This is a genomic window from Paraburkholderia sp. BL25I1N1 (assembly GCF_003002025.1).
Classification (GTDB): domain Bacteria; phylum Pseudomonadota; class Gammaproteobacteria; order Burkholderiales; family Burkholderiaceae; genus Paraburkholderia.
The window spans coordinates 1-11,828 of sequence record NZ_PVZB01000009.1 but is presented as its reverse complement, the minus strand read 5'-3'; the positions used below and the strand labels follow the sequence as shown (position 1 = coordinate 11,828).

9 protein-coding genes are annotated in these 11,828 nt (G+C 63.2%); 4 read left to right on the top strand and 5 right to left on the bottom strand.

Annotated elements, in window-relative coordinates; translation table 11 throughout:
• The first annotated feature begins 2 nt into the window (after positions 1-2).
• The 3 genes from B0G73_RS14780 (at position 3) to B0G73_RS14770 (ending at position 2,758) form a co-directional block, all read left to right on the top strand.
• The gene (locus B0G73_RS14780; protein ID WP_106281926.1) at positions 3-566 is read left to right on the top strand and encodes a YceI family protein; all 564 of its coding nucleotides are present in this window, start codon (positions 3-5) and stop codon (positions 564-566) included.
• A 67-nt stretch (positions 567-633) separates the two neighbouring features.
• The gene (locus B0G73_RS14775) at positions 634-1,203 is read left to right on the top strand and encodes a YceI family protein (protein ID WP_106281925.1); all 570 of its coding nucleotides are present in this window, start codon (positions 634-636) and stop codon (positions 1,201-1,203) included.
• Positions 1,204-1,480: 277 nt separating this feature from the next.
• Complete coding sequence (locus B0G73_RS14770; RefSeq protein ID WP_106282301.1) at positions 1,481-2,758, top strand: MFS transporter; 1,278 nt, start codon at positions 1,481-1,483, stop codon at positions 2,756-2,758.
• A 132-nt stretch (positions 2,759-2,890) separates the two neighbouring features.
• On the opposite strand, the gene secF is transcribed toward B0G73_RS14770, so the two are convergent.
• From secF to queA, 5 genes are all read right to left on the bottom strand, one after another.
• A complete protein-coding gene (secF, locus tag B0G73_RS14765; RefSeq protein ID WP_106281923.1) occupies positions 2,891-3,841 on the bottom strand; it encodes a protein translocase subunit SecF in 951 nt (316 codons plus the stop codon).
• An 18-nt stretch (positions 3,842-3,859) separates the two neighbouring features.
• Positions 3,860-5,926 carry a protein translocase subunit SecD gene (secD, locus tag B0G73_RS14760; protein ID WP_106281921.1) on the bottom strand — a complete coding sequence of 689 codons (2,067 nt, stop codon included), beginning with the start codon at positions 5,924-5,926 and terminating at the stop codon, positions 3,860-3,862.
• Between the two features lie 117 nt (positions 5,927-6,043).
• Positions 6,044-6,373 (bottom strand): preprotein translocase subunit YajC, encoded by a 330-nt coding sequence (gene yajC, locus B0G73_RS14755; RefSeq protein WP_007179286.1) that lies wholly within the window; start codon positions 6,371-6,373, stop codon positions 6,044-6,046.
• Positions 6,374-6,581: 208 nt separating this feature from the next.
• Positions 6,582-7,796 carry a tRNA guanosine(34) transglycosylase Tgt gene (tgt, locus tag B0G73_RS14750; protein WP_106281919.1) on the bottom strand — a complete coding sequence of 405 codons (1,215 nt, stop codon included), beginning with the start codon at positions 7,794-7,796 and terminating at the stop codon, positions 6,582-6,584.
• A gap of 103 nt (positions 7,797-7,899) precedes the next feature.
• Entirely contained in the window at positions 7,900-8,958 is a 1,059-nt protein-coding gene (gene queA / locus B0G73_RS14745; protein ID WP_106281917.1) for a tRNA preQ1(34) S-adenosylmethionine ribosyltransferase-isomerase QueA, read from the bottom strand.
• Between the two features lie 147 nt (positions 8,959-9,105).
• On the opposite strand from queA, the gene recG reads away from it, so the two are divergent.
• The gene (gene recG, locus B0G73_RS14740) at positions 9,106-11,592 is read left to right on the top strand and encodes an ATP-dependent DNA helicase RecG (RefSeq protein ID WP_258193322.1); all 2,487 of its coding nucleotides are present in this window, start codon (positions 9,106-9,108) and stop codon (positions 11,590-11,592) included.
• Positions 11,593-11,828: the final 236 nt, after the last annotated feature.

Sequence of the window (11,828 nt, the reverse complement as noted above, 5' to 3'; positions counted from 1 at the left end):
CCATGAAGGTTTCGTTTTATCGCTACATGCTCGCCGCCTTCGCCGCGGCCTCGCTGACGGTGGCAGGCAGCGCCCTGGCGCAAGTCGACGTCGCGAAGAGTTCGGTGACGGCCACCTCGAAGCAGATGAACGTGCCGGTGGAAGGCAAGTTCGGCAAGTTCACCGCGCAGATCAAGTTCGATCCGGCAAAACCGGCCGACGGCACCGCCCAGCTCAGCATCGACGTGGCCAGCTACGATCTCGGCGACGAAAGCTACAACGACCAGGTGCGCGGCAAGGACTGGTTCGACGCGAAGACCTATCCGAGCGCCACGTTCGTCTCGAGCGCGATCGCGCCGGCCGGCGGCAACCAGTTCAAGGTGACGGGCAAGCTGACCATCAAGGGCAAGTCGCAGACGGTGGTGGTGCCGGTGACGGTGACCCAGCAGGGCGCCGTGCAAATCTTCGACGGTTCACTGCCGATCAAGCGCTCGCAATTCGACATCGGCACCGGGGAATGGAAAGACACCTCGGTAGTCGCCGACGAAGTGGTCATCAAATTTCATATCGTTGCAGCACATAAGTGATGTCCGCCGCGCTGTTCGGGCGCGGCAGCTTTCTTCAAGAACCTAGGAGCGTGAATTGAAAACATCCATGTTGATCGCCGTCGGCGCGCTGGCCTCGACTTTTTCGTTCGGCGCGTTCGCGGCCGCCGATACCTATCAGCTCGACCCCACCCACACGTATCCGAGCTTCGAGGCGGATCACTTCGGCGGTATGTCGGTATGGCGCGGCAAATTCACCAAAAGCTCCGGCACGGTCACGCTCGACCGCGCGGCGAAAACCGGCACAGTAGACGTGACGGTCGATCCCGCGTCGATCGATACGGGCAACGGCAAGCTCGACGAGCACTTGAAGTCGAACGAGTTCTTCGACGTCGCCAAGTATCCGTCGGCGACTTATAAGGGCACCGATATCAAGTTCGACGGCGACAAGCCGGTTGAAGTGGTCGGCAGCCTGACGATGCACGGCGTCACCAAGCCGCTCAATCTGAAGATCGAGTCGTTCAAGTGCATGCAGCATCCGGTGCTCAAGCGCGAAGTGTGTGGCGTGGAAGCGAGCGCGCATTTCAGCCGCGCCGATTACGGCATGGATTTCGGCTCCAAGTACGGCTTCAGCATGGACACCAAGCTGCATATTCAATCTGAAGGCATCAAGCAATAAGCGCTTTCATGGGCGTTTGATTCAAGGTCTTCAAGCGCGTCGCCGTTGCGTCGCAACAAAAAACCGTTTCGTTCGCTTTCGCGACGAAGCGGTTTTTTATTGCCCATTTGAAACGCTGAAAGCCTTACGCAGCGGCATCGCGCAATTCCGCACTCGCGCCGCTTTATTTTTTCGGGTACATAGAGCGCAGGCACCGTACTGGTTGTGCGCGCATCCAGTCGGGCGTTTGAGGCGTAATGCCAACATGAATAATATTTCGCGCGAATCGGAGATCTGCATGAACGCAACGACAGCAGCAAGCCTGGCGGGGAGCCGGCAGAATTCGTGGCGCGCGGTGGTCGCGGCCTCGATCGGCAACGCGCTGGAATGGTTCGATCTGGTGGTGTACGGTTTTTTCGCGGTGATCATCGCGAAGCTGTTTTTCCCGGCCGGTAACGACACGGTCTCGCTGCTCCTCACGCTAGGCACGTTCGGCGTGTCGTTCTTCATGCGGCCGCTCGGCGCGATCGTGATCGGCGCGTATGCCGACCGCGCCGGCCGCAAGGCGGCGCTCACGCTCTCGATCCTGCTGATGATGGGCGGCACGCTGATCATCGCGATTCTGCCAACCTATCAAAGTATCGGCCTCGCCGCGCCCGTGATCCTCGTGCTGGCGCGTCTGATGCAAGGTTTCTCGGCGGGCGGCGAATTCGGCAGCGCCACCGCGTTTCTCGCGGAACACGTGCCGGGCCGGCGCGGCTTTTTTGCGAGCTGGCAGGTGGCGAGCCAGGGGCTGACCACGCTGCTTGCCGCCGGTTTTGGCGTACTGCTCACCGGCAAGCTCTCGCCGGAACAGATGGGTGCCTGGGGTTGGCGCGTGCCGTTCATCTTCGGTCTGCTGATCGGTCCGGTCGCGTGGTACATCCGCACGAGGCTCGACGAGACGCCCGAGTTTCTCGCGGCCGAAACCACCGAGACGCCGCTGCGCGATACCTTCACGGGTCAGAAATTGCGCCTGCTGATTGCGATTGGCGTGGTCGTGCTCGGCACGGTGTCGACGTATCTTGTGTTGTTCATGCCGACGTTCGGCGTCAAGCAGTTGGGGCTGGCGCCTTCCGTCGCGTTCGCGGCGATTGCGCTGACCGGCTTGATTCAGATGGTATTCTCGCCGCTGATCGGCCATCTGTCGGACCGGCATGGGCGCACCACGATCATGCTGATCTCGGCGCTGCTGCTGCTTGTGCTCATCTACCCGGCGTTCGTGTACCTGGTTGCGCATCCGACTTTCGGCACCTTGATTGCCATGCAGATCGTGTTCGGCTTTCTGATGACCGGTTACTTCGCGGCGCTGCCAGGCCTGCTTTCGGAGATGTTCCCGGTGCAAACGCGTAGCACCGGCATGTCGCTGGCTTATAACATTGCCGTGACGATCTTCGGCGGCTTCGGGCCGTTCATCATCGCGTGGCTGATCAGCGCGACGGGCTCGAAGGCCGCGCCGAGTTACTACCTGATTTTCGCCGCGATCGTGAGCCTCGTCGCGCTGATGGCGGCGCGTCGCAAGCTTGGTTTTCGCTGAAGCGCGCGCCGTGCCGTCTCGCTCTGATGTAGGGCGGTGCGACGGCGAAGAAGAAGGGCGGCGGTAAACGCAACAAGGCCGGTTCGTGATGAACCGGCCTTTTGCATTGCGAGGTCTGAAACTACACCAGAATCAGACTTGCGCGCCTGCGTTCGGATCGTCCGCGTCGGTGCGGTCCTTCCTGTCCTTGATCAGATCTTCGCGCTTCACGCCGAACCACATGGCGAGCGCCGCGGCGACGAACACCGACGAGTAGATGCCGAACAGAATACCGACCGTCAGCGCCAAGGCGAAGTAGTGCAGCGTCGGGCCGCCGAACAGGAACATCGACAGCACCATCATCTGCGTACAGCCGTGGGTGATGATGGTTCGCGACATCGTGCTGGTGATCGCGTGATTGATCACCTCGATCACGGTCAGCTTGCGCTCGCGGCGGAAGGTCTCACGAATCCGGTCGAAGATAACCACCGACTCGTTCACCGAATAGCCGAGTACGGCGAGCACCGCGGCCAGCACGGACAGCGAGAACTCCCACTGGAAGAACGCGAAGAAGCCGAGAATGATGATCACGTCGTGCAGGTTCGCTATCACGCCGGCCACCGCGTACTTCCATTCGAAGCGGAACGACAGGTAGATCACGATACCGACCACCACGCAGGCCAGCGCGAGCAGGCCGTCGGTGGCGAGTTCCTTGCCGACCTGCGGGCCGACGAACTCGACGCGTTGCAATTGCACTTGCGGTGTGTCGGCCTTCAGCGCGGTCATCACCTGATCGCTCTGTTGCGCGGACGTATAGCCCTGTTTGAGCGGCAGGCGGATCAGCACGTCGCGCGAGGTGCCGAAGTTCTGCACCTGAGCGTCGGCGTAACCGAGCTTGCCCAGCGTAGCGCGCACCGGTTCGAGCGGCGCGGCGCCCGGATACTGCACTTCGACGACCGTACCGCCGGTGAACTCCACCGACAGATGCAGCCCGCGATGCAGCAGGAAAAACACAGCGGCAAGGAACGTCAGCAGCGAGATCGCGTTGAAAATCAACGCGCGCTGCATGAACGGAATGTCTTTGCGGAAACGGAAAAATTCCATGGTCTTGTTCTCCGGGACTCAGCGGGACGAACCCGGTTTCTGCGGCGTGCTCGAGGAACCTGGCGACGAACCCGGCGCATTGCGGCGGCGCACGGTCGGCTTGCCGGCGCGTGCCTGCGCGACGGCGGCCCTGGCCTTCGACGGCTTGGCGGCGACCGCGGCAACGGCTTGCGCCGTGTCGGTCGCGGCGTCTTCGCTGCCGAGGTAGGCAGCCGAGCCGGCGGGCGCCGTATCCGGACGCCACACCTGACCGATGGCCAGCGACTTCAGTTTCTTCTTGCCGCCGTACCAGAGATTGACGATGCCGCGCGAGAAGAACACGGCCGAGAACATCGACGTCAGAATGCCGATACAGTGCACGATCGCAAAGCCGCGCACCGGGCCGGAGCCGAATGCGAGCAGCGCGATACCGGCGATCAGCGTGGTGACGTTCGAGTCGAGAATCGTCGCCCAGGCGTGCGCGTAGCCGTTCTGGATGGCCAGTTGCGGCGGCGCGCCGTTGCGCAGTTCTTCACGCACGCGTTCGTTGATCAGCACGTTGGCGTCGATCGCCATACCGAGCGCGAGCGCGATAGCGGCGATACCCGGCAAGGTGAGCGTGGCTTGCAGCATGGACAGCACGGCGATCAGCAGCAGCAGGTTGACCGACAGGCCGATCATGGAGATCACGCCGAACAGCATGTAGTACGCGATCATGAAGACGGCGATCGCCGCGAAGCCCCACACCACCGAGTGGAAGCCCTTCTTGATGTTGTCCGCGCCGAGGCTCGGGCCGATCGTGCGTTCTTCGATGATGTCCATCGGCGCGGCCAGCGAACCGGCGCGCAGCAGCAGCGCGAGGTCGGCGGCGCCTTGCGGCGTGGCCTGGCCGGTGATCTGGAAGCGGTCGCCCAGTTCCGACTGGATCGTTGCCACCGTCAGCACTTCGCCCTTGCCCTTTTCGAACAGCACCATGGCCATCGGCTTGCCGATGTTGTCGCGCGAGATGCTGGCCACCGCGCGGCCGCCGGCCGAATCCAGACGGATGTTGACCGAAGGGCGTTGATGTTCGTCGAAGCCCGCCGACGCGTCGATGATCCGGTCGCCCGTGAAGATGATCTGCTTGCGCAGCAGCACCGGCGTCTGGTTGCCTTGCGTGAACAGTTCGTCGCCCGGCGGCACCGGATCGGACGGATTCGGATGCGTGTTGACCGGATCGGCGAGGCGCGCTTCGAGCGTTGCCGTGCGGCCGATGATGTCCTTCGCCTTCGCCGTGTCCTGCACGCCCGGCAGTTCGACCACGATGCGGTCGGCGCCTTGCTGCTGGATCACCGGCTCGGCCACGCCGAGTTCGTTCACGCGGTTGTGCAGCGTGGTGATGTTCTGCTTGAGCGCGGCGTCCTGCACGGCTTTCTGCACTGCCGGCGTGAATGTGCCGACCAGTTGCACGCCGCCGTCCGGGCCGGCTTGCGAGGCCCACTGGAGTTCGGCGATGCCGCGGCTCAGTTGCTTCGAAGCGTTGTCCGCCGTGGCCTGGTCGGCGAAATTGATCACCACCGACTGGTTCACGCGGTTCACGCCGCCGTCGCGGATGTTCTTGTCACGCAGCAGCGTGCGCGCGTCCGAAGCGTCCGAATCGAGCTTTTTGTTCAGCGCGCCGGCCATGTCGACCTGCAGCAGGAAGTGGACGCCGCCGCGCAGATCGAGACCGAGGTACATCGGCAGCGCGTGCAGGGCGGTCAGCCAGCGCGGCGACGCGCTTTGCAGATTCAGCGCGACGATGTACTGCGGATCGGTCGGATCGCTGTTCAGCGACTTTTGCAGCAGGTCTTTCACGCGCAGTTGCGTGTCGGTGTCCGGCAGACGCACGCGGATGTTCGCGTTGGTTGCCGAGTTGTCGAACGTGACGTCGTCCGGCTTGATCTGATTCGCGGCGAGCGCGGCTTCGACAGCCGACAGCGTGGTCGAGTCGAGCTTGACCGTTGCCTTGCCGCTCGACACCTGCACCGCCGGCGCTTCGCCGAACAGGTTGGGCAGCGTGTACACGAGGCCGATGACCAGAGCCACCAGCATCACGGCGTATTTCCAGAGGGGGTAACGATTCATGAGTGGTCCAACGGGAAGGTTGGCTTGGAAGCGATGCGTCCGGCGATGAGCGCGGGCGGTTCACGGTGTGCTGCGTGAACTGCCGGCGAGGCCGCGCCGGACGCGAGAGATTCGGCCTTACAGCGACTTGATCGTGCCCTTCGGGAGAATCGTCGTGACCGACGCTTTTTGCACGGTGATTTCCGTGCCTTCCGAGATTTCGACGCCGACGTAGGCTTCGCCCACCTTGGTCACCTTGCCGACGATGCCGCCATTCGTCACCACTTCATCGCCCTTGGCCATCGCGGCGAGCATGTTGCGATGTTCCTTCTGGCGCTTCATTTGCGGGCGAATCATGATGAAGTACAGCACGCCGAACATCAGGATCAGCGGCAGGAAGCTCATCAGGTTCGATTCAATGCCACCTGTTGCTGTGCCTTGGGCGAAGGCATTGGAAATGAACGACACGTTGGTCTCTCCGTTATAAGTCAAAACGATCAAAAAAATCAGCCGGTTATTCTACCACCGGCCCGACGCGCGTCGGCGCGGCGAATCGGCTTTGGGATCAACCGTTTAAAGCCTGCTTTGCCGTTTTTACCGCCGCTCGCGAAAGATAATTGTAAGGTTTCCCGGCGAGGTGGACGGATTCTTCGGCTGAATCCGTTCTGCCGCGCCGTTACGGCGCCTCGGCGGTGCCGCGCGCGCGGTTCTCGTGAAAGCGTTTGCGGAAGGCCTCGAACATTTTCGCGTCGATTGCGTCGCGGATTTCCTGCATCAGCTCGAGGTAGTAGTGCAGATTGTGGATCGTATTCAACTGCGCACCGAGGATTTCCCCTACTCGATGCAGATGATGCAGATAGCCGCGAGTGAAATTTCGGCAGGTGTAGCAGCCGCACTGCTCGTCGAGCGGGCGCAGCGAATTTTTATGCGCCGCGTTGCGGATCTTCACGTCGCCAAAACGCGTGAAGAGCCAGCCGTTGCGCGCGTTGCGGGTCGGCATCACGCAATCGAACATGTCGACGCCGGCGGCCACGCCCGCCACCAGATCTTCCGGCGTGCCCACGCCCATCAGGTAGTGCGGCTTGTTGGCCGGCAACTTGGGGCCGATGTGGTTCAGCACGCGCATCATGTCTTCCTTCGGCTCGCCGACCGACAGACCGCCGATCGCGAGACCGTGGAAATCCTTTTCGGCGAGGCCTGCGAGCGACTCGTCGCGCAGGTCCTCGAACATACCGCCTTGCACGATGCCGAACAGCGCGTTGGGATTGCCCAAGCGGTTAAATTCGTCGATGGAGCGCTGCGCCCAGCGCATCGACATGCGCATCGAATCGGCCGCTTCCTTGTGCGAGGTCGGCACGTTATTGGTCGCGTACGGCGTGCATTCGTCGAACTGCATGACGATGTCCGAATTCAGCACTTTCTGGATCTGCATGGACACTTCGGGCGACAGAAACAGTTTGTCGCCGTTGATCGGCGACGCGAACGTGACGCCATCTTCGGTGATCTTGCGCAGATCGCCTAGCGAGAACACCTGGAAGCCGCCCGAGTCGGTGAGGATCGGCTTTTTCCAGCCCATGAAGCCGTGCAGGCCGCCGTGCGCCTCGATGGTCTCCAGACCCGGGCGCAGCCACAGGTGGAAGGTGTTGCCGAGGATGATCTGCGCGTGCATTTCTTTGAGCTCGCGCGGCTGCACGGCCTTCACGGTGCCGTAGGTGCCGACGGGCATGAAGATCGGCGTTTCCACCACGCCGTGATTCAGCGTGACGCGGCCGCGGCGGGCCAGGCCGTCGACGCCGAGCAGTTCGAAATTGAGGCCGTTTTCCGGGCGAACGTGATCGCCGAGGTAAGCGCCATGGTCGGCGCGCGTGCTAACGGATTGACCGTTGGTCATGAAAAAACTCCTGTGCTACCGGAAAACAGTCCGGCGCAGATGTTGAGCGCCGGCGGAAAGGTTCGCGGCGGCTTGGAACTGCGAAAATTCTCGTGGACGTCGATCAGACGTCGCGCCGCGTGAGCAGCATCGCGTCGCCGTAGCTGAAGAAGCGGTAACGCTGCTCGATCGCATGGCGATAGGTTTCGCGAATCGTCTCGACGCCCGCGAAAGCCGACACGAGCATCAGCAGCGTGGATTTCGGCAAATGGAAATTGGTGACGAGCCGGTCGACCACGCGGAATTGATAGCCCGGCGTGATGAAAATGTCGGTTTCCGTGCTGGCTGCGGCCAACGGGCGACCTGCGGCTTCGGCGTCGCGCGCGGCGGCTTCGAGCGCGCGCATCGAGGTCGTGCCCACCGCGATCACGCGGTTGCCGCGCGCGCGCGTCGCCGCGATCTTGTCAGCGAGCGATTGCGGCAAGTGATACCACTCGCTATGCATCTTGTGCTCGGCGAGATTCTCGACTCGCACCGGCTGGAACGTGCCCGCGCCGACGTGCAGCGTCAGCGTCGCGCGTTCCACGCCTTTTTCGTCGAGGCGGGCCAGCAGCGTGTTGTCGAAATGCAGGCCGGCCGTGGGCGCGGCGACCGCGCCGGGATTCTGCGCGAACACCGTTTGATAGCGGGTTTCATCGGTCGAATCGGGATCGTGCTCGATGTACGGCGGCAACGGCAGTCGGCCGAACTGCTCGATCAGCGTCAGACAATCGTCGGGGAAATGCAGCGTGTAGAACGGCTCGACGCGCTCGCCGACCGTGACGTCGAACGCATCCGCCAGCCGGATCGTGGTGCGCGGCTGCGGGCTCTTGCTCGCGCGGATCTGCGCGAGCGCCGTGCGCTCGCCGGTGAGGCGCTCTACCAGCACTTCGATCTTGCCGCCACTGGCCTTCTGGCCGAGGAAGCGCGCCTTCAGGACTTTGGTATCGTTGAAGACCAGCAGATCGCCGGCCGTGATGCATTCGGGTAACTCAGCAAAACGGCGGTCGATCAGGCGCGCGGGGCCGGTGGCGTCGGCCGGGTGATCCACCTCGAGCAGACGGCTGGCGCTGCGCTCGGGCAGCGCGACTTGCGCGATCAGCTCGGGAGGCAGATCGAAATCGAAATCGGAAAGCGTCAACATACGAACGACTGGAAGCGAAATGAACTGAATTGAGCCGAAGCCGGAGCCGGGCGGCTATGATTGCGGGACGCCAGAGCGGCCCGCGAGCCCGCGCGCTGTATGGCGCCGAACCCTTTGACAGCCGATATTGTACTTGCGAAGCAGCCCATGCCATTGTCCGACCGCCGATCGCCCTCCGTTACCGATGAAGTGAGCGCCGAACCCAGGCGCCGCGTCTCGCGCGGCAAGGCGGTGGCGGGAGGGAGCGACGCGGGCCAGGGTGTTGGCGCGGACGTTGGGCTAAGCGCTGGAAAAGCCGCGCGACAAGGCAGCGAATCTGATGGCAAGCCTGTCGACGAGCTTGGCGGCGAGTCCGCCAAAAGCGCCGCTGACGCATCTGGCGGCGAGTCCGCCAAAAGCCTCGCTGACCCATCCGGCGGCGAGCGCGTCGATGGCCTTGTGGATCCATCTGGTGACACACACGTCGGCAAGCCTGCCGACATATTCGGCGACAGGCCCGCCGGCAAGCCCGGCCCCAAGGTTGCCGCAAAATCCGCAGTGAAGTCCGGCGCGAAATCCGCCGCCAAACCCGCGGACAAAACCGCCGACAAGCTCGCCAAACTCGGCCTGACGCGCGACATCGACCTCGTGCTGCATCTGCCAATGCGCTACGAGGACGAAACCTCGCTGACACCGATCGGGCATCTGCTGCCGGGCGGCATTGCGCAGACCGAAGGCCTGGTGTTCGACAACGAGATCGCCTATCGTCCACGCCGTCAGTTGTTGGTGAAACTGCGCGACGACGCCGGCGACGAACTCGTGCTGCGTTTTCTGAATTTCTACGGCTCGCAGGTCAAGCAGATGGCGATCGGCGCGCGGCTGCGGGTGCGCGGCGACGTGCGCGGCGGTTTCTTCGGCATGGAGATGGTGCATCCGGCCGTGCGCGTGGTCGACGAAGGCACGCCGCTGCCGCAGGCGCTGACGCCCGTGTATCCGAGCACCGCGGGCGTGACGCAGGCGTATCTGCGCAAATCGATCGACAACGCGCTGTCGCGCACGTTGCTGCCGGAGTTGCTGCCGGAGTCGGTCGCGCGGACGTTTATGGAGCCGCTTGGCGTGCCGTCGCTGATGGACGCCGTGCGCACGCTGCATCATCCGGGCGTGCAGTCCGATGAGACCGCGTTGATCGACGGCACGCATCCCGCGTGGGTGCGCATCAAGTTCGAGGAATTGCTCGCGCAGCAGATGTCGCTCAAGCGTGCGCACGACGAACGCCGCACCCGCGCGGCGCCGGCTATGCCGCGCCGCAAGCTGGGCGACGAATCCGCGCTGGTGGCGCGTCTGCTGAAGGCGCTGCCGTTTTCGCTGACGGCGGCGCAGGAGCGCGTCGGCGGCGAGATCGCGCTTGATTTGACGCAGCCTCATCCGATGCAGCGGCTTTTGCAGGGGGACGTCGGCAGCGGTAAGACGATCGTCGCCGCGCTGGCCGCCGCCCAGGCCATCGACGCCGGTTATCAAGCCGCGCTCATGGCGCCGACCGAAATCCTTGCCGAACAGCACGCGCGTAAGCTGCGCGGCTGGCTGGAGCCGCTCGGCGTGAGCGTCGCGTGGCTGGCCGGCAGTCTGAAGGCCAAGGAAAAGCGCGCCGCGATCGAAGCCGCGGCGCTCGGCACGGCGCAACTCGTGATCGGCACGCACGCGATCATTCAGGACGCGGTCGAGTTCGCGCGCCTCGGGCTGGTGATCGTCGACGAACAGCACCGCTTCGGCGTGGCGCAGCGGCTGGCGCTGCGCGCCAAGGCACTGAACGCCGCCGACGGCGCGCGCAACTTCCAGCCGCATCAACTGATGATGTCGGCGACGCCGATTCCGCGCACGCTCGCGATGACGTATTACGCCGACCTCGACGTCTCGACCATTGACGAATTGCCGCCCGGGCGCACGCCGATCCTGACCAAGCTGGTGTCCGATGCACGGCGCGAGGAGGTGATCGGACGCGTGCGCGAGGCTGCGTTGACGGGGCGCCAGGTGTACTGGGTGTGTCCGTTGATCGAGGAAAGCGAGACCTTGCAGTTGCAGACCGCGGTCGAGACGTATGAGACGCTGGTGGCCGCGTTGCCCGAACTGAATGTCGGTCTCGTGCATGGGCGGCTTGCGCCGGCTGAAAAGGCGGCCGTGATGGATGCGTTCACGCGCAACGAGGTGCAGTTGCTGGTGGCGACGACGGTGATCGAAGTGGGTGTCGATGTGCCGAATGCGTCGTTGATGGTGATCGAGCATGCGGAGCGGTTTGGGCTTGCGCAGTTGCATCAGTTACGGGGACGGGTGGGGCGCGGGAGGGCGGCTTCCGTTTGCGTGTTGCTTTATACCGGGCCTTTGTCGATGACTGCGCGGGCGCGGCTTCAGACAATGCGGGAGACGACTGACGGATTTGAGATCGCCAGACGGGATCTCGAGATTCGTGGGCCGGGGGAGTTTTTAGGGGCGCGGCAGTCGGGCGCGGCGATGTTGAGGTTTGCTGATCTTCAGAATGATCAATGGTTGATTGAGCCTGCGCGAGAGGCTGCGGCGGTTTTGCTTGAGAAGTTTCCCGAGGTCGTGTTGCAGCATCTGGCGCGCTGGCTTGGCGCGCGGGAGCAGTTTTTGAAGGCTTGAAGGAGGGGGTTTTTGCCTGCTCGGCGGTTTTGTGGTGTTGGCCTTTCCTTGGCTTGTTAGTGGTCTATTAGCGTTGCCCCTGTGCGGGGCGGCACCTACTTTCTTTGCCGCGGTGTATCGACCGGAGACATGGGTAACAGGTGTGCGGAGACATGGGTAACACATGATCCGCTCATTCCTGCTGGTTCAGGTTGATGGTTCCGAAACGGTGATGCGCAAAAAACAGGTCGTAGCAG